Source organism: Nonlabens sp. MB-3u-79 (assembly GCF_002831625.1).
GTDB lineage: Bacteria > Bacteroidota > Bacteroidia > Flavobacteriales > Flavobacteriaceae > Nonlabens.
Genome location: NZ_CP025116.1, coordinates 2,788,216 through 2,807,841, shown reverse-complemented (window position 1 = coordinate 2,807,841; position 19,626 = coordinate 2,788,216). Strand labels below are relative to the sequence as shown.

14 protein-coding genes are annotated in these 19,626 nt (G+C 36.9%); 7 read left to right on the top strand and 7 right to left on the bottom strand.

Going from position 1 to position 19,626, the window contains the following annotated elements; translation table 11 throughout:
• The first annotated feature begins 10 nt into the window (after positions 1-10).
• Positions 11-1,147, top strand: coding sequence for an N-acetyl-alpha-D-glucosaminyl L-malate synthase BshA (gene bshA, locus CW736_RS12410; protein WP_101014562.1), 1,137 nt, complete (start codon positions 11-13; stop codon positions 1,145-1,147).
• Complete coding sequence (locus CW736_RS12405; protein ID WP_157810963.1) at positions 1,125-1,574, top strand: protease complex subunit PrcB family protein; 450 nt, start codon at positions 1,125-1,127, stop codon at positions 1,572-1,574. The genes bshA and CW736_RS12405 overlap by 23 nt, the downstream gene beginning before the upstream one ends.
• A gap of 55 nt (positions 1,575-1,629) precedes the next feature.
• On the opposite strand, the gene CW736_RS12400 is transcribed toward CW736_RS12405, so the two are convergent.
• From CW736_RS12400 to prfB, 3 genes are all read right to left on the bottom strand, one after another.
• Positions 1,630-2,127: a hypothetical protein gene (locus CW736_RS12400; protein WP_101014558.1), complete on the bottom strand. Its 498-nt coding sequence runs from the start codon at positions 2,125-2,127 to the stop codon at positions 1,630-1,632.
• A 288-nt stretch (positions 2,128-2,415) separates the two neighbouring features.
• A complete protein-coding gene (locus CW736_RS12395; RefSeq protein WP_101014556.1) occupies positions 2,416-4,848 on the bottom strand; it encodes an outer membrane beta-barrel family protein in 2,433 nt (810 codons plus the stop codon).
• A 71-nt stretch (positions 4,849-4,919) separates the two neighbouring features.
• Positions 4,920-6,026: a peptide chain release factor 2 gene (gene prfB, locus CW736_RS12390; RefSeq protein WP_101014554.1), complete on the bottom strand. Its 1,107-nt coding sequence runs from the start codon at positions 6,024-6,026 to the stop codon at positions 4,920-4,922.
• A gap of 201 nt (positions 6,027-6,227) precedes the next feature.
• Here prfB and CW736_RS12385 point away from each other — a divergent pair, with 201 nt between their 5' ends.
• Positions 6,228-7,244 (top strand): threonine aldolase family protein, encoded by a 1,017-nt coding sequence (locus CW736_RS12385; protein ID WP_101014551.1) that lies wholly within the window; start codon positions 6,228-6,230, stop codon positions 7,242-7,244.
• A gap of 199 nt (positions 7,245-7,443) precedes the next feature.
• Here the strand turns inward: CW736_RS12385 and CW736_RS12380 are convergent, their stop codons facing one another.
• Complete coding sequence (locus CW736_RS12380; protein WP_101014549.1) at positions 7,444-8,028, bottom strand: ACP phosphodiesterase; 585 nt, start codon at positions 8,026-8,028, stop codon at positions 7,444-7,446.
• Positions 8,029-8,091: 63 nt separating this feature from the next.
• On the opposite strand from CW736_RS12380, the gene glmM reads away from it, so the two are divergent.
• Positions 8,092-9,486, top strand: coding sequence for a phosphoglucosamine mutase (glmM, locus tag CW736_RS12375; RefSeq protein ID WP_101014546.1), 1,395 nt, complete (start codon positions 8,092-8,094; stop codon positions 9,484-9,486).
• On the opposite strand, the gene CW736_RS12370 is transcribed toward glmM, so the two are convergent.
• Positions 9,446-10,357, bottom strand: coding sequence for a lysophospholipid acyltransferase family protein (locus CW736_RS12370; protein ID WP_101014544.1), 912 nt, complete (start codon positions 10,355-10,357; stop codon positions 9,446-9,448). The two genes, glmM and CW736_RS12370, sit on opposite strands and share 41 nt — an antisense overlap.
• Before the next feature lie 48 nt (positions 10,358-10,405).
• Between CW736_RS12370 and CW736_RS12365 the strand changes: the two genes are divergently transcribed.
• Positions 10,406-11,041: a rhomboid family intramembrane serine protease gene (locus tag CW736_RS12365; RefSeq protein WP_101014542.1), complete on the top strand. Its 636-nt coding sequence runs from the start codon at positions 10,406-10,408 to the stop codon at positions 11,039-11,041.
• 5 nt (positions 11,042-11,046) lie between these two features.
• On the opposite strand, the gene CW736_RS12360 is transcribed toward CW736_RS12365, so the two are convergent.
• The gene (locus tag CW736_RS12360; protein WP_101014539.1) at positions 11,047-12,168 is read right to left on the bottom strand and encodes a TlpA disulfide reductase family protein; all 1,122 of its coding nucleotides are present in this window, start codon (positions 12,166-12,168) and stop codon (positions 11,047-11,049) included.
• Positions 12,169-12,277: 109 nt separating this feature from the next.
• On the opposite strand from CW736_RS12360, the gene CW736_RS12355 reads away from it, so the two are divergent.
• Positions 12,278-14,653 carry a GAF domain-containing protein gene (locus CW736_RS12355; RefSeq protein ID WP_101014537.1) on the top strand — a complete coding sequence of 792 codons (2,376 nt, stop codon included), beginning with the start codon at positions 12,278-12,280 and terminating at the stop codon, positions 14,651-14,653.
• A 1-nt stretch (position 14,654) separates the two neighbouring features.
• Here the strand turns inward: CW736_RS12355 and CW736_RS12350 are convergent, their stop codons facing one another.
• A complete protein-coding gene (locus CW736_RS12350) occupies positions 14,655-15,842 on the bottom strand; it encodes a Pycsar system effector family protein (RefSeq protein WP_101015135.1) in 1,188 nt (395 codons plus the stop codon).
• Between the two features lie 25 nt (positions 15,843-15,867).
• Here CW736_RS12350 and CW736_RS12345 point away from each other — a divergent pair, with 25 nt between their 5' ends.
• On the top strand, positions 15,868-19,602 hold the full coding sequence (locus CW736_RS12345; protein ID WP_101014536.1) for a metallophosphoesterase: 3,735 nt from the start codon (positions 15,868-15,870) through the stop codon (positions 19,600-19,602).
• The last annotated feature ends 24 nt before the right edge of the window (positions 19,603-19,626 follow it).

The following is a 19,626-nucleotide window of genomic DNA, read 5'->3' as shown; positions in this document are numbered from 1 at the left end:
ATCTAAACTAATGAAACTAGCCATAGTGTGTTATCCTACCTTCGGTGGTAGTGGAGTAGTAGCTACCATGTTGGGTACAGCACTTGCTGAACGCGGTCACGAAGTACATTTTGTGACCTATAAACAACCGGTAAGACTGGATTTATTTTCAAGAAATATTTTTTTTCACGAAGTAAACGTAGAAGAATATCCGTTGTTTCATTACCAGCCTTACGAATTGGCACTGTCCAGTAAACTAGTAAATGTGGTACAGGAATACGGTATTGAACTATTGCATGTTCATTACGCGATACCACACGCTTATGCGGGCTATATGGCACAACAAATGTTGAAAGATCAAGGGATTACATTACCTATGGTCACGACCTTGCACGGTACCGATATTACACTCGTAGGAAACCATCCTGTTTATAAACCAGCGGTCACTTTTAGCATCAATAATAGTGATGTGGTGACTTCTGTTTCAGCTAGTTTGAAACGAGATACTATAGAGCTTTTTGAAATTACCAAGCAAATCGATGTGGTTCCTAATTTTATAGATATGTCCTTGTACAAGACAGAGTTTAAGGATTGTGACCGAACCGTAATGGCATTCCCGCAAGAGCGTATTATTACCCATATAAGTAATATGCGTCCTGTAAAACGCCTTATGGATATCGTAAAGATTTTTGAAATAGTAGAGAAACAAATTCCGGCCATATTAATTATGGTAGGAGATGGTCCAGAACGTTTTGCAGCAGAAGAATATGCTCATAAAGCTGGTTTAAAAATGAAGATCAAATGGGTGGGGAACAGTACAGAAATTGATCGTATTCTCTGTTTTTCAGACTTGTTTTTATTGCCTTCTGAGAAGGAAAGTTTTGGTCTTGCGGCCTTAGAAGCCATGGCAAACCACACTCCAGTGATCTCCACAAATACAGGTGGTTTACCAGAGGTGAATGAAGATGGTGTTTCAGGCTATACCAGTGATGTAGGCAACATTGAAGAAATGGCAGCAAATGCTATGAAGATCTTGAAAGACGATCAGGTTTTAAATGATTTTAAGAATGCCGCTTTCGCGAAAGCGCAACAATACGACATACTAAAAATAATACCTCAATATGAAAAATTATATAACACTGTGCTTGCTGGTACTAAGTCTTTGTAGTTTCAGTTCGTGCTGTAGTAAAAAAGAAACGACAAAGCAGGCCAAACAACCCCTAGTCAACAGCTTTGAAATTCTTATCAACGATAGCAATATTAATATGGTGGATGAGAAGTCAATGATTATTGATTCGGAGGAAAAGCTAAAAGAATTTTATGTAGGTCTCAATGCAACTCGATCCCCAGGTTTTGAAATTCCAAAGGTAGATTTTACTACCCAGTCAGTAATTGTGGTGGCTATGGGACAACAGAATACGGGAGGATATAGTGTTTCAGCGCCTAGCTATAATTTAGAACAGCGCACATATGAATTTTCTTATGTAAAACCTTCGCCAAATGCACCAGTTACTATGAGTATGACCACTCCAGGCATAGTAATACTGGCAAATCAACCAGCAAATCGTGTGAGCATTAGAGTAACCGAGAAGTAAACAAAAAATGGCGACCATTTCTGGTCGCCATTTTTTTTATTCCTAAAGAGATGACTTAGAATAGGTATCTGATGCCTAATGCAATGTCTAGATCATTTCCGTCCCTAAAATCTCCAAAATAGAATTCTGGTCGAACGTCTAGTGAAAGCAATAGGGGAATATCAAAACTATATTCTATACCTACTTGTCCTGCGGCAAAGAAAAAGGTTTCAGAATCATTGGTAAATTGATCTCTTCCAGGAAAATCATTATCTAGACTAATGGTACCTAAACCGCCACCAGCACCAGCGTACCAGTTAAAACCACCTTCTAGATTCCATATCCATTGATAAACTCCAGTTGCTTTAAAACCGTCAAAGTTTTTACCGCTTTCATAACCCAAATCTATTTCCAATCTATTGTTAGCTCCTAAGGCTCGTTGGTATGATATTTCAGTGCCAAAACCATCTCCATCTCCCGTTCGAATACCAATGGCATTTTTAGAAATTTCTTGTGCATTTGCTGATCCAATTCCTCCTATTACTATAAGAAGTGTAAAAACTATATTTTTCATAAAATTTTTATGTTTTGGTAAATATTATAATAAAAAAAGATCGAATATTATTTTATTATGTTAATATTAAAAGTAATTTAATAGAGTAACAAAAATATCTAAGCAACTCATTGTAATGAGGCTGCTTTGAACTCCTTCATTTTGTTGTTCTGATCAAAGCTGTAAACAAGATTCAACTTCATTTGTTGTTCTAGCTATAGAAATTTAAGAGAACATTTAGAGAAAGGGTCAGGTATTTGTTCCTTTAAGCATTGTTATAATATCAGTTACACTTTATAAAAAGGCAACCTATCCTTCAAATTCGTATTCTTCACCTTCACCACCACGTTCGTTATTTTTTTCTCTTTGATTGAACGTGTATATAAATGAAAGTGTTACTTGACGCTCTCTCCATTGGAACCTGCTGCTAGAAATAAAACTAGGAGTATTGGTGAAAGATTCTCGCCTTCTTGCATTTAATAAATCACTCACATTAAGTGTAAGGGAGCCTTGTCCCTTTAAAATCTCCTTACTAGCTGCTAAGTTGATGGTAGCGATACCGTTTTGAGATCCTTGAGCACTTTCTGATGCCCCGCGGTAATTGATACGTGTTTGGAAATCAAATTTAGCGGGTAGCTCAAATTTTTGATTTAATCTTAAAAAGTAGGTGGTGTTTACAAAATCAAAATTTAGATCTTCATAGTCTCCATCAGTTTCTACTCTAAAAACATTTACATCACTATTGATGGTCCACCACTTAAAAGGTCTGTAGGTAAGGGTAAGCTCATAGCCTAATCGCTCTTCTGTAGAAAGATTCACTGGAAATCTAAAAACGGCTTGATTTCCATCTACTAACCTCGTAGTTTCGATAGTTTCTACATTATCAGTACTGCGATTAAAATATAGGGATGTACTTATGGTCAATTTTTCCCACCTCCTTAAGTAGCCTAAGTCCACTTGATTTGAAAAAGTCGGATCTAGATCTACATTCCCTTGATAAAAGGAGTTTTGACTTGATCTGCCTGCAAATGGATTCAATCTACGTCCTCTAGGTCGACGTACTCTTCGGTTGTATCCCAAGGTGAAATTCTCACCGTCTTGTATTTCATAACCTAGATTCAATGTAGGGAACAAACTGCTGTATTCTTTTTTGCTGGTCACATCTGTTGTTTCTTGATTAATAGAAATATTGGTTTGCTCAAATCTTAAACCAGCAAGCATGGAAAATTTACCAAACTCTTGACCATATTGTCCATAGACCGCATTCACAAACTCTTCATAGCTAAAGGTGTTGTTTAAAGTTGCATCTGGAACTAAAGGGCCATTGGGGAAATCTTCTCTTTCCTCAAAGAAGAAACTGTTAGAGATGTCCCTATAATTGCCTCTATAACCCGCTTCATACTGAATGTCCTCACCAACCGGTTTTTCCCAATCAACTTGTACCAAGGCTTCTGTTTCATCTTCTGTTTCTAAAACACGTTCTAGGTCATTGATCGTATTGGAAATAATTTCAGTTTGTAAGATATTTGATTCCTGATCTTCTATAGATGTTGAAAATTGTGCACTTGCTTTCAGTTTTTGTCCGTTGTCATCTAAATCGCTTTGATAATCTAAAGAAAATTGAAGATCCTCTTCATCTTCAGCTTCTTGTTCTTCTCTTAAGTTGGTTTCATTAAGGGTAGGATCAGCAAAAAATCGTTGGTTGTTGTTGATATTTACATCATCATCATTACCTAAGCGATAGACTACATTAGCGAGAATACTACTGTCATCATTAATAAAATATTCAGCCCCAAAACTGGTAAAATAACTCCTACCTAAACGGCCAAATTCACGGCTTTCATTTACTCCTAACAAATCTGTGCCAGTTGGCGGAGCGTCGGGGAACTTGTATTCAATTTTAGTGAAAGCATTTCCAGGAGAAGTCCTGTAGCGGTAACCTGTATTGGTAAATAGGTTCCACTTGGTGGTACGAAAGTTTAAGTTAGTAGAGGCTCCATAACGTTCAGGGTAACCCGTGTTTAAATTAATAGAACCGTTAAAACCTATGATGCGGTTTTTGCGCAGGATGATATTCAGAATACCTGCAGTTCCTTCAGCATCATATCGTGCACTAGGTGAGGTAATCACTTCAATTCTTTCAATAGCTTCTGACGGTATTTGGCGTAAGGCCTCTGCACCACTAAAGCCCACTAAAGCACTAGGTCGACCATCAATTAGAATACGCACACTATTATTTCCTCTTAGGGCAACGTTTCCTTCAACATCTACAGAAACTGAAGGTACATTGTCAAGAACATCACTGGCCGTTCCACCTTGTACGGTAAGATCTTTACCGATGTTATAGATTTTTTTATCCAGTCTAATATCTACGGTTGTTTTTTCTGCAACGACTATTGCTGCATCAAGCTCTGCGATATCTTGAACCAAAGAAATAACCCCATAATCTTTATCTTCTATAAGGACTTGATTTTCTTTACTAATACTTTTAAAAGTAATGTATTCCCATTTTACGGTATAGGTTCCTGGAAGAACGCTGATGCTGTAATTACCTTCTAAATCGGTAACACCTCCTTGAGGAAGTTGATCTGGTTGAGCACTGATAAAGGAGACCGTAGCAAATTCTAAGGGAACTCCAGAATCTTTATCAACTAATTTCCCTTTTACAGTAATGGGGTTAGAATTTTGTGAATAGTTTAATGCCGAGGTAAATAGCACTAATAAGAATAGAATTTTCTTCATAGCAGTCTTCAGGTTTTCTTCTAAGACTGCGAAACTATTTAAAGGGTTAACCGAAGGTTACTAAACTTAAGTTAAAGCTCGTTACTAGGGGGCTCTTTGCTCTCTTCCATTAAGAAAGCTTTAAGAAAAGCATCTAAATCTCCGTTGAGAACGGCATCTGTATTACCAGTTTCATGACCAGTTCTTACATCTTTTATCAATTTATAAGGATGTAATACATAATTGCGTATTTGAGAGCCCCATTCTATTTTCATCTTACCAGCTTCTATTTCTTTTCGAGCAGCATTGCGTTTTTGTAATTCAATTTCAAAAAGCTGAGATTTTAACATCTGCATGGCCTTCTCTCTGTTTTCTAGCTGAGAACGAGTTTCAGAATTGTGAATCACGATACCCGATGGATGGTGAGTCAGTATGGCCTTAGTTTCTACTTTGTTGACGTTTTGACCACCAGCACCACTGGATCTAGCAAATTCCCAATTAATATCTGCTGGGTTGATATCTATTTCTATAGAATCATCAGCAAGCGGATACACATATACAGAGGCAAAAGAAGTATGACGTTTTGCATTAGAATCAAAAGGGGAGATGCGCACCAGTCGGTGAACACCATTTTCACTTTTTAACCAGCCAAAACTATAATCTCCTTCTATTTCAAGAGTAACGGTTTTTATACCGGCCACATCTCCTGATTGAAAGTTGAGTTCTTTGACTTTGTAGCCGTTCTTTTCGGCCCACATCATGTACATCCTCATCAGCATTTCGGCCCAGTCACAGGATTCAGTACCGCCAGCTCCAGCAGTGATTTGAAGTACGGCACTCATATCATCACCTTCGTTAGAAAGCATGTTTTTAAATTCTAATTTTTCGATGAGGTCATTTGCGGCCTTATGCTTTGCCATAACATCATCTTCACTGGCCTCTCCTTCTTTAAAAAACTCAAAGAGGACTTCCAGATCTTCCGTAAGGGTTAGGGCTGTAGCATAGTCTGTTGTCCATTGCTTTACGTTACGCAGTAGTTTCATGATCACTTCTGCATCTTTAGGCTTGTTCCAGAAATCTGGAGAAAAGGTTTTTTCTTCTAGATTAGTGACTTCAATTTGCTTGGTGTCAATCTGTAAATAATCCTTTAGTTTTTGGACGCGTTCTTGTAATTCTTTAACCTGTTCGGCAGTAATCATAGTGTCATTTTCAACTACTGCAAAAATAGAATTAAATTATTTGCTTTTATCCATGCTTGTATGTGGGATAGATATTATTTTTATCTCGCGTTTATGTGTTTCGCTTTCGCGAAAGCGGAACTTATAAAACATTTGCCTTACCTGCTTGTAGTGAGTTGATCGAAGTGATAAGGTAGCAAAGCCTAACAACAATAAACATCAATGATAGATTTAAGAAGTGATACAGTAACAAAACCTTCCAAAGGAATGATGGAGGCCATGTTTCAAGCCGAAGTAGGGGATGACGTTTATAAAGAAGACCCTACGGTAAACGAGTTAGAAAGGCGAGTGGCAGAGCTGTTTGGGATGGATGATGCCTTATTTTTCCCAACCGGAAGTATGGCAAATCAAGCTGCGATTAAAATGCATACACAACCTGGGGAGCAGTTGATATGTGATAAATATGCACATGTCTATAATTATGAAGGAGGGGGAGCTTCTTTTAATAGCGGTGTTTCTTGTAAATTATTGGATGGTTCCAGAGGTATGATAACGGCTGCTCAAGTAGAGGCAGCGATCAACCCGCCAGATTTTTACCACAGTCCATTGACTTCTTTAGTATGCTTGGAAAACACGACAAATAAAGGCGGTGGCGCTTGTTACGACTTTCAAACGTTTAAAGAAATTAAAGCCGTTTGTACAAAACACGGTCTGGGATTGCATCTCGATGGAGCACGTTTATGGAATGCACTAGTGGCTACTGGACAAGATCCTAAAGAGTATGGAGAAATTTTTGATACTATTTCTGTCTGTTTTTCTAAAGGAATGGGAACGCCATTAGGTACCGTTCTTACCGGTAAGAAAGAAATCATGAAAAAGGCAATGCGAGTACGTAAAGTACTGGGAGGCGGTATGCGACAAATAGGCTTTATGGCTGCTGCTGCAAATTATGCACTGGATCATAATTTTGATCGACTTGCAGAAGACCATGCTCGAGCACAAGAGCTGGGTAATGTACTCGATTCTCTTGATTATGTGGTAAAAGTAGCGCCGGTAGAGACCAACATAGTCATCTTTGAAGTGAAAGATGAGAAGGCGGTAATGGATTACTGTGCTTCAAAAAACTTGATCATAAGCCAAATGGGGCCAGGCAAGTTGAGAATGGTTACTCATTTAGATTATACGTACGAAAATCACCTAACGGTTATCCAATATTTGAAAGACTTTATAGGAACCTAGTTTTTAACTTGTGTTGCAGCGTCATTTGTAGTTATTTAGGGTATGCTTTTAGTTTAATGCATAATATGATGCCAGCACTGCAATAATGAGTTAAAGCAAGCTTATGGAGGTTTTAAAAAGGCTGCTTGTACAGTTGATTTGGACTAACAAATCATTCCTCTGTTTTTAAATGCTGGAATCTGGTATGTGAGCACTGGCTCTATATCTCCGAAGTACGTTGTTCTACATGAATTTTTAAATCCTTAAAAAAGATTCTAAAATGCCCTTCTAGTTCCTGGTAGTACTTGACCAATTCTATAGGGGCAAAGTTCATTTTGCTTTTCCCTTTGGTTCGATGATTCATTTGTTCAAAAATCTTGGAAATACCCGTTACGGTTGCATAATTATACAGCCAATTTTGTTCTATCATATAAGGCAAGAACTTTTGAACCCGTTCTGGTAAGACCTTATATTGATCGGTAAGGTCTGTGTAAAAGTCTTGCACATAATCTTCTAAAGGCATGTGATGAAAGTCAGACCAATTAGCAGCAAGGAAATGATCGTAGTAAATATCTACAATAACTCCGCTCCAGTGTCCGTATTCTTCCCTAATCAAGTCTTTGCTTTTTCTTACCACAGGATGTGTGTCTGTAAAAGTATCAATATGACGGTGGAGTATAATCCCCTGAGCCACTCGATCTGGAAACATACTGAAGTCTTTTCCTTTAACCGCATCTGCAATAAAATTGCCTATTCTCAATTCTTTATCTTCTTTTGAAAGGTAAATATGAGCGAGATAATTCATAGGCGTAATGGGTAAATATTTTTTAGAAAGACTACTTTTGTGGCAAATGTAAACCAATAATTTATGACTCTTATAAAATCTATTTCAGGAATACGCGGAACCATAGGTGGTGCACCAGGCGATAATTTAACGCCATTAGATGCGGTTAAATTTGCCAGCGCCTATGCCCTTTGGATCAAAGAAAACTCTGGCAAAATGGCTCCTAAGGTTGTGATAGGAAGAGATGCAAGGATAAGCGGTTCCATGATACAATCCTTAGTGCAAAATACTTTAATAGGTATGGGGTGTCATATCGTAGATTTAGGACTGAGTACAACTCCTACTGTAGAACTTGCGGTTCCCAATGAACAGGCAGATGGTGGCATCATTCTTACGGCTAGTCATAACCCTAAGCAATGGAATGCTTTGAAATTACTCAATAACAAGGGAGAATTCTTAGACGGGGTAGAAGGGCAAAAGATTTTGGACAGCGCTGATAAAGAAGATTTTCATTATGCTGAAGTGGATGATTTAGGAACTGTACAAATCATAGAAGATTATATAGACCAGCATATTCAGATGGTACTGGATATGGAAGTTACTCAAATAGACGCTATAAAAGCGGCTGGTTTTAAGGTGGTTGTAGATGGTGTAAACAGCACCGGAGGTATTGCTATTCCAGCTTTATGTAAAGCATTAGGAGTAGAAGTAGTAGAGTTGTACTGCGATCCTACAGGTCATTTTCCACATAATCCAGAACCACTTAAAGAGCACTTAGGAGATTTATGTGAAGCAGTTAAAAAACACCAGGCACATTTTGGGATTACCGTAGATCCAGATGTGGATCGACTGGCATTTGTCGATGAAACAGGAGAAATGTTTGGAGAAGAATATACCTTAGTCGCCTGTGCAGATTACATTTTGGGTCACAAAAAAGGGAATACGGTTTCTAACCTTTCCTCTTCAAGAGCTTTACGTGATGTGACTGAAAAACACGGAGGCACTTACTTTGCCGCTGCAGTAGGAGAGGTCAATGTGGTGCAAAAAATGAAAGAAAAAAACGCAGTGATAGGAGGAGAAGGAAATGGAGGTATTATATATCCTGAATCCCATTACGGTAGAGATGCATTAGTAGGTGTAGCTATGTTTCTTTCTTTACTTACTGAAAAGAAAATGAAAGTAAGCGAGTTGAGAGCCAGTTACCCTTCATACTTTATGAGTAAGAAAAAAGTTCAGCTGGTCAAAGGAATGCCAGTAGATGCAATTCTTGAGGATATTCATGCTAAATACAAATCTGAAGAAGTAACCAGTATAGATGGTGTTAAAATTGATTTTGCCGATCAATGGGTGCACATGAGAAAATCCAATACAGAACCTATTATACGTATCTATACCGAGGCTCCAACACAAGAAATAGCAGATGCTCTAGCTGATCGTTTTATTGCTGAACTCGAGGAGATAGCTCAACAGCACGCTTAGTGTTTTCTAAAGTAGACTTCCACCGTTTATGAGACCATAAATAATATTCTGGCTGTTTGATGATTTGCTCTTCAAGCAGTTGGAAGAAGGTGTCTGTTATTTCCCAGTCCTTTGTTTCTCCACCATTTGATGTAATGTTGACAAATTCTGTCTCGTAATAGCCTCGTTTTACCTTAGTGATTCTAAGAAAAAAAACTGCTGTATGGTGCTCTTTGGCAATACGTTCTGCACCTTTAAAGACAGCACTAGGTACATTAAAAAAGTTGGTAAAATACTGAGCACGTCCAGCCTTAGGAGACTGATCTGCTACTAGTGCAAATAAAGCAGCTTCAGTTTGGACAGATTTATTCATGACGGCGGTGGCTTCTCTCATAGCGACCAGTTCACTATTGAATTTCTTTCTAATGTTGACGATTAAATCATTCAACCTTTTGTTTTTCAAAGGCTTATAGATAGCGTAGACTTTATAGTCCAAAACGTCATCGAGGACCATAGTCCATTCATAACTTGCCTGGTGACCGAACATCACGATGAGGGGCTTTTTAGCTTTTGCTAAAACGTTCACCATTTCAGGATTCGTACAAATGAATCTTTTTTTCATCGACTTCTTGCTCATCCCCATCGACTTAATCATCTCGATAAAAATATCACAAAAGTGTTGGGTACTTTTCTTAGCTAATCGCGTAATTTCTTTTTCGTTTTTTTTGGGGAAAGCAATTCTTATATTGCTTTTAATCACCTCTTTGCGATAACCGAGAATGTAATAAGTAATAAAATAAAAGAAATCACTTATCAAATAAACAATAGGAAAAGGTAAACGTGAAATGATCCAAAGAATAGGATATATAAGATAAAAAGCGACTGCCTTCATGTACCAATTTTAAGCAAATATACTATCTTGTCAGTTATAAATTCATTCATGTACCAACTAGATATTGTCACTATAGTTATTATAGTGGCCAACTTGATTATAAGCTTTAAAGGATTTAAAGATTATGCGTTTAAAAGTAAATACCTTTTTAATATAGCCGGAATTCAACGCGGTGAACAATGGCGTTTTTTTACCAGCGGTTTTCTTCATGCAGATCAGCGACATTTATTCTTTAATATGCTGACACTGTTCTTTTTTTCTCATGTAGTTGTAAGTAAGATAGGGACTGTTAGTTATCTTATTATTTACTTGGTCAGCTTATTAGCAGCTAACTTTTTAAGCTACCTTTTTCATAAAAGCGAATACCATTACAGCGCTTTAGGAGCAAGTGGAGCTGTTTCAGGAATTATTTACAGTGCTATTTTATTAGATCCTTCCATGAGAATCTATTTTGGTATTCCAGGTTTTGTTTTTGGGATAGGCTATTTGATCTACTCTTTTTACGGCATCAAGAAACTTAATGATAACATAGGTCATGATGCCCATTTTGGTGGCGCAGTGGCTGGTATTTTGGTAACTTTAATGTATGATTTTGATTTGATTTACACCAATACCATAACTGTGGTGACCTTAACTGTCACCATAATAGTACTGTTTATACTACTGAAGTTTTTAAGGAATTAATAGCACTAAGATTCCCCTAGTAACTCTTCAAGTTTGCGGTGCAACTCTTGTCCACGCAAGTTTGTTGCGATAATAATACCGTTCTCATCTAATAAAAAGGTAGCTGGAATAGCATTTACATTATAAAGCTTTGCAAGTGGTCCAAAATATTGTAACCTAGAAACATGATTCCAGTTCATTTTATCTTTTATGATAGCATCTTTCCATGCTTTTTCAGCGCCATTACGGTCTAAAGAAACACTCAGGATGTTAAAACCTTTATCATGGTATTTGTTGTAAGCGCTCACCACATTTGGATTTTCTCTTCGGCATGGTCCACACCAAGAGGCCCAAAAGTCTATCAGAGTAACTTTTCCTAGCACTTCATTTAGTCTTATCACTTTACCATCGGGACTAGCTCCCTCAAAATCTGGAGCTTCAGCTCCTATGGCAACAGACTCTGCCTTTTTGAGATAGGCATCTATTCTTTTTGCCATTACAGATTCTTGTACCTGTGGATCAAAATTATTATAGATGCTCCTAGAAACTTTCTCATCCAGCATTTTGCTGTTCAATAATTCTCCCAGTATCATAGGAGCTATAACGCTAGAACGATGACTAGTTACCATTTGTATAGCATAAGCCTTGAAATCCTTCTCTGCAGTAGACCATTGATTAGTAATGGTTGTTGCAAAAGCCTGATCACCGCTTCTGACAGCAGCAGCTCTTTCATCACGGTATTTTCTAGAGTTAGTGGCATAGGTAGATTGACGTTTTTTAAATATTTTTAAATCTTCGTTGGATTTACTTCCTACAACATCACTATCAAAAAGAGAGTCTTTTTTAATTCTCACTTTTAAAGGATCATTTTCAATCAATAATATAAAATTACCTTGACTACCGTCTAATGTTAAAAATCTTATTTCTTCATTGTTCAATTCTTCTTTTTTATCAAAAAAGAATTTTTCTTCCATCACAATACTGGTATCTATAACAATAGTTCGCCCGTTTTCATCCAGATCATTAAGATAAACACGCATACCATTTGTCACTCCAGGTGCATCACCGTCTATAAAATGTGTCTCTTTGCTTTTTTCATTACATTGATTTACAGCTATAAAGGTTAAAAAGACAATCAGATACTTCATTATTAAGATTTTAAGCTAAAATAATTGACTTATACCTTAATCAGGTTAAAGAAATCAAAAATTATATTAGTAATTTCATTGCATTCATTAGAACAAGTATCTTTGAAACATGGGAAATAATAGCAGTCGTGATCATATGATAGTCAACCTTACTTTTAAAAAAGTGGTGGATCAATACGTGGCAAGGCTAGAGAAAGAAGATAGTAATTTTAAGAAACTATACATTTCTTCTGTATTGAGATATGTAGATGATCATGAGGAGCTTATCCACGGTATTAAAGAGGATGAAATCTCTTTGCATAAAGAATCTATAAGCGTTTTATTATCAGATCTTTTTCCCGCAGCGCTAACGCTTAATGAAATAAAGGCTGCAACGGTACCCTTCTCTAATATTTTATTCAATAAAACAGAGCGTCTTAACAACCTGCTAAAAGATGCAGGAGAAGATTTTTATCTGGATATTATGGCATTCGAGTCTTTTGATATCTTTAGGATGTCTTGTGGGATCATTTTAAATAAATACTATCATAAATCTATAGATCTAAGCAGGCCTATTCTTGTAAACATTCCTGATAGCAAGGGTTCTGAAAGAACCTACCGAGTGACTTATAATGCAGATTTCATAGATATAGAGTTGAATAGTGCAGCCTATAAATTATCTCAAGAAGATATTAAAAAGCTCTTACGAGCTCCTGATGACGAGCAGTTATGGAAAAGCTATTTTCTAAATGAAAGTTATACTTACAATGGCTTTATTATTGTAACCTTCACGGACGTTACTATGGATGCTGCGATTTCAGATTTAAAAACCTTATTACTGGACAGTGCTCAATCCACAAAAGACCAAACTGATAAAATCAAAATAATTTTTAGAAAGATTTTTAATCTTGATAATCTAAGAGTAGGGTTTACTTCTTTTGATCAATATGAAAGAAATTTTGAATCCATGATTTATAGTGATTCAGAAAGTTTTTTGTTAGGAAGTAATGTGGAACAAAAATGTGACACTGCCCTGTGTGCTGATAGTTACCAACATTTAATTAAGGACTTTGAGCCATTGGTAATTACTGATGTAGCAGATTATGCATCAAAAATTAAAAACACATACCTCACTGATAATCTTTTAAAAAACGATATTCACAGTGCTATTTTTTATCCGATCACAAAATCTAAAAAATTAATTGGGGTGCTTGAAATTGTCAGCAAGAAAAAATTTGCGCTTAACAGTTTTAATGTATTAAAAATTGAAAGTGTTGCAGGTTACATTAAAGCAGCATTGGTAAGAACGGTGCAAGAATACGAGAACAGTATAAAAGCCTTAATACAGACCGAATGTACCTCTATTCATTCCAGTGTTCAATGGAAATTTGAACGAGAAGCACGACGTATTTTAAAAGCGAGGTCTCGAAATTCTAAAAATGAACCATTTAAAGATGTTGGGTTTAAGGATGTTTATCCTTTGTACGGTCAAATTGATATTGTAGGGAGTAGTGATGCTCGTAATCAGGCCATCAAACAAGATTTGATCAATCAAATGGATCAAATAGGGGAAATATTTGCTTCCGCAAAACAATACGAACAATTACCTATTTACGATCAGATTTCTTATCGTGTTTCTGAGTATAGAAAAAAACTAGAAGAGGGTAGTATCGATGCAAATTCAGAACGGGATATTATTAAGTTATTAAAGGATGAGATCAACCCTGTGATAAAACATTTGGTGAAGCTTTCTCCCAAAATAGCTGGATTAGTTGAGGAGTATCAATCGCAAATCGATGAAACTAGCGGTGTGATTTATCAAATTAGAAATGCTTACGATAATACGGTCCAAGCTATCAATGAATCTCTGTCCAATTGTATCGATAGAAAACAAATGGAAGCGCAAGAAATTTTCCCGCATTTCTTTGAACGATTTAAAACAGATGGAGTAGAACATAATATATATTTAGGAAGCAGTATCTCGGCAGAGCAGGAATTTAATGTAGTCTATCTTTACAATTTAAGATTGTGGCAATTGCAAACCATGATTGCGATGGAAAACCAATTTTATTCTATTCAAGATAACTTGCCTTCTGTCATTGATGCAGCTAGTATGATTCTTGTTTTTGACAACACCTTAAGTATCAGTTATCGTATCGATGAAAAACGATTTGACGTAGACGGTACTTATAACGCTCGTTATGAGGTGATTAAAAAAAGGATTGATAAGGCTAATATCAAGGGTACTGAAGAACGCATTACCCAAAAAGGTAAAATTGCTATCATTTACACCAATAAAGAAACCGAACGGGAATACATGAGATACATCAACTTCCTTCAGTACAACAACCTGTTGGGAAATCAAGTGGAACACCTAGAATTAGAAGATGTGCAAGGGGTGGTAGGTCTTAAAGCGCTACGAGTTAATGTGTTGTATGATATAGACCTAGCAAGAGGGACCTTGACTTATGATGACTTGGTTAAGGAACTGCATTTGCAGCGCTAACCTAAGTAATACTCGCATAATCGATAGTGCTAAAGGCTATGATAAAGGCCAAGACAGAACCGATGATTCCTATCATAAATATAGTGTAGGTCCAACGTAATAAAGTGTATTTTCTATTTAACACCACACCTAAGGACCAAAGGTCTTTTATCAACGATTCATAAATTTCTTCTTTATCGTCGATCAAGCTCATCAGTGCTTTTTGATACCTCTGAAAAGGTACTTTATGAAAGTTGCCAAAGAACAATAAATTCACGTCTCTATTTTGAACTTGTTCATCTGTAAACTCACCACTAGTTATATTAGGTCTTGTGGACATGATAGACAGAACTATACTTGCTACAGAAAACAACACTAAGATCAAGGTAGGCCAAAGCAAATGCCTGTTGCTTACTTGTTCTAACTTAGGAATTAAATTTGCTAAGGCAAGAGAGATAATGATCGCGTTTACAGATAACAATATGTTGGCTTTGGTGTCTGCAATGTCACTTAACTTGATGTGATTGCGCAGGGTTGTTCTAAAAAGAGTCTGAATCGCTCTTTCTGGACTTTGATTTTTAAGATCAACTTTTACCTTTTCTCTATCAAACTTCTTTTTCTTTTTCTTTTTTGCTTTGATAAGCTTTAGTAAGTTATTGTTTTTTGAAGTATTCCAGTTTTTTATAGCATAAGCGGTATAGTAACGGTGCTTCTCTGTGAAGACTTTGATGTTTTCCTTACGCCATTCTTTGTTGCTGTATTCACAACCCCTCAATTTCATCTCTTGTTTGAGCAATTCGCTAGTTTCTTGATAATAATCTTTTGCAAAGTGAGAAGCATCTGCGTCTCTAATCATTTCTTCTAGTGGGCATTTGGGAACGTCATCAAACTTTGTAGCGAGAATGAGTTTTTTTACCAAATCAATTTGTTCTTGCTCCTCTTTTTGTTCTGTTAAAAACAATTCGGCAATCTTAGCACTTTCTTCTTCATGATTTTCAGCACCATGAATATAACCTGTATCGTGCAGCCACGCTGCTAAAAGCAATGCATTTTGCTCTTTAACACTGATTTCAGAATTGTCGATTAATTCCTGTGTACTTTTAACAACCCGTTTGGTATGTGTATAATTGTGATATACATACTTATCTTCGAGTTGGTTTTTTAACAAATTCAATACAAAATTGTCAGTAATTTTTAAAATATCACTCATTACAAATGTTTCAGCTAAAATTAATATGATTAAAAGACTTACAAAGCAAAATAACATTCTTTTATTACTTACAGCAATAATTCTTACCGGATGTGCCAGTTTTAAGGCACAGTATAAAGAAAAGGTGCAGCAAAGCTTTCCTGCCGACCTAGAAATTGAAAAATCTTTTTACTTGATAGGTGATGCAGGGATATCTCCCATAGGAGGTAAAAGCGATGGGTTACTTGCTCTGGAAAACTACTTAAAGTCGCAAACTACAGATAAAGACCACCTTATTTTTTTAGGAGATAATATCTATCCTATTGGAATGCCAAAAAAGGAATCGGAATTCAGGCCTATTGCAGAAAATCATCTGGACGCACAAATTGAGGTGGCCAAATCATTCCAAGGAACTACTGTTTTTATTCCAGGGAATCACGATTGGTATAATGAAGGGCTTAAAAATGTAGAACGAGAAAAAAAATACATTGAAAAAGAACTGGATAATAAAAACATCTGGGAACCTAAAGAGGGCTGTCCTATAAAAAGTATTGATATCAGCAAGCAAATTCAATTAATCATTATAGACAGTCAGTGGTACTTAGCCCAATGGGATAAGCACCCGACTATTAATGACGATTGCGAGCAGATCAAAACTAGAGATCAATTTTTCTTAGAAATAGAAGGAGAATTTAAGAAAAATCAAGATAAAACCATCGTTTTTGCCCTTCACCATCCATTGTTTACCAATGGTGTTCACGGTGGGCAGTATGCGGCGATCAAGCACTTATATCCGTCGCAATCGGCGATTCCAATTCCTGTTTTAGGGTCTTTAGCGACTCAAATAAGAACTAGTGGTGGGGTGAGTGCTCAAGATAAACAGAACAAGCGTTACCAAGAAATGTCAGATAGAATCGCTACTCTTGCTCGCGCATCTGCAGCACCTAGAATCATTTTTGCCAGTGGTCACGAGCACACCTTGCAGTATATTGTTAATGAAGGCATACGTCAGATTGTTTCCGGTTCGGGATCTAAACAAAGTTATGCTACATTGAGTAACGACGGTTTGTTTTCCTATGGAGGTAAAGGTTTTGCTCGATTAGACGTGATGAAAGACGGCTGCAGTTGGGTGCGTTATTACGGCTTTGAAGATGGAAAGGAAAAATTATTGTTTACCTATAAAGCTATAGAAACTCCTGAAGAATTTGATTTGGAGACCTTGCCTGATGCATTTCCCGCTTTCGCGAAAGCGAGCATATACCAATCAGAAAGAATAGAGAAAAGCGCCTTGTATACATCCGTTTGGGGGACCAAATACAGAAATCTTTATGGGACAGAAATCAATGCCAAAGTAGCGGTATTAGACTCTATAAAAGGTGGCTTACGAGTAGAACGAGCTGGTGGTGGTCACCAAACACGTTCTTTAAGATTAGTAGATAAAAACGGCAAAGAGTACAATTTACGAGCTTTAAAGAAAAGTGCCGTACAATTTTTACAAACTACGGTATTTAAAGAAAATACTGTTGCGGCTTCCTTTGAAGATACTGCTGCCGAAGATTTATTATTTGACTTTTATACCGCAGCGCATCCATATGCAGCGCTTACTTTACCTAAATTAAGTGATGCTATAGGTGTTTATCATACCAATCCAGAAGTTTATTATGTACCTAAACAGAAGGCGTTAGGAAACTATAACAAGGATTATGGAGACGAATTGTACCTATTGGTAGAACGTCCTGAAGAACATCATAATGATTTAGAAAGCTTTGGAAAACCAGATGATATAGAAAGCACTGCCGATATGTTTGAGAAAACACGCGAGGATGAAAAATATAAGATTGATCAAGAAGCCTTTGTTCGAGCGCGTATGTTGGATATGTTATTAGGAGATTGGGACCGTCACCAAGATCAATGGAGGTGGGCACAGTTTAAAAAAGAAGATGGGAGCAGCCTTTTTAAGCCTATACCTAGAGATAGAGATCAAGTCTATTCTAATTTTGACGGAGCTTTGTTTGCCACCTTGAGAACCATGATAGGTTTAACCAAGCAATTTGCTACTTACGATGCAGCGTTGGATAATGTAAAATGGTTCAATACTGCAGCAACCTATTTAGACCGCACGCTTGCTCAAGAAGCAGATAGAGATATGTGGATCTCGCAAGCTCAATTCATAAAAGATCATTTATCTGATGAAGTTATTGAGGCGGCATTTAAAGAATTACCTGCCGAAATATATCCAGATACCACCACCCAAAAGATCATTAAGAACATGAAAATACGTCGTTCTAATCTGGTTCAAATTGCCGAACGTTATTACGATTACCTCTCTGATCTCGCCATAATAACTGGAACTGATAAAGACGATTATGTAGTCATAGATCGGGTGGCAGATGGAAAAACTCGAGTAACAATTTATAGAAATAAAGAGGGTAAAAAAGCAGATGTAGTAGTGGATCGATTGTTTCTGAAAGAAGATACTAAAGAAATATGGGTATATGCGCTAGATGATGATGATGTTATAGAAGCGATTGGAACAGGTAAAAACCGTATTAAAGTCAGAATCATAGGGGGGCAGAATAATGATATTTATGATCTTGAAAATGGAAACTCCATTTCTATTTACGATCATCAATCAAAAGAAAATACCTTTAAAAATAAAGGTGGGGCTCGAGTGCGTTTATCAGACAGCTACAACAGTAACTTTTACAATCCTAAAAAAAGCATTACCAATTCAAATATACTGACACCTGCCTTAGGTTTTAATCCAGATGACGGCTTTAAGATAGGCATCCAAAATACCTTTACTGTGAATGGATTTAACCGCAATCCAAATACGAGGGTACATCAAATTAAAGCAGGTTATTACTTTGCTACACAAGGATATGACATCAACTATAATGGAACTTTTGCCGGGGTCTTTAACGGGATGAATTTCACTGTTAAAGGAAGGTTTTCTGGACCTACGTTTGCAGAGAATTTCTTCGGCTTCGGTAATGAAACGATCAATAATGACGAGGATTTGGGTTTTGACTTCAATCGAGTACGATTGAGTGAGCTTTCTACTGGAGTAGGTGTTAGTTACACAGGAGAATACGGTTCTAACCTACAAGGAGGTATCGAGGTACAGAGTTTTCAAGTAGAAGAAGACAATGGAAGGTTTCTCGAAACCCAATTTGCAGACCCTACTACTGATCCTGAGTTTTTTGAACGCAAATGGTTTGTCGACTTGAACGCCGGCTATAATTATGAGAGTTATGACAATTCATTAAACCCCACCAGAGGTATGATCTTTGATTTGACCGCAGGTATTAATGCTGATAAAGATGACTTGGGAAATACCTTTGGATATATAAAACCAAAATTAGGGTTTTATAATGCTTTGAATCGCAGTAGAACTTTAGTCTTGAAAACAATGACTCAAGCTACGGTAAACATAGGAAATAGCTATCAGTTTTATCAAAGTGCGCAACTCGGTCAGAATAATGGTTTGAGAGGTTACCGCACACAACGTTTCTCTGGTGGAAGTGCTCTTGCTCTCACTTCAGATGTGCGCTATAGTTTTAAGGAGTTTAAAACTGGTGTGGTACCCTTACAAATGGGGGTGTTTGCCGGAGTAGATGTGGGACGTGTGTGGATAGATGATGAAGACAGTAATAAATGGCATAATAATTTTGGAGGAGGCTTTTGGGTCAACAGTTCTGAGGCTATAGGCGCGACGGTTAATCTCTTTAAAGGAGAAGAAGGCCTAAGGTTTAGTTTTCAACTCGGATTCAGTTTCTAATACCGATTTATAGATATTTTTATA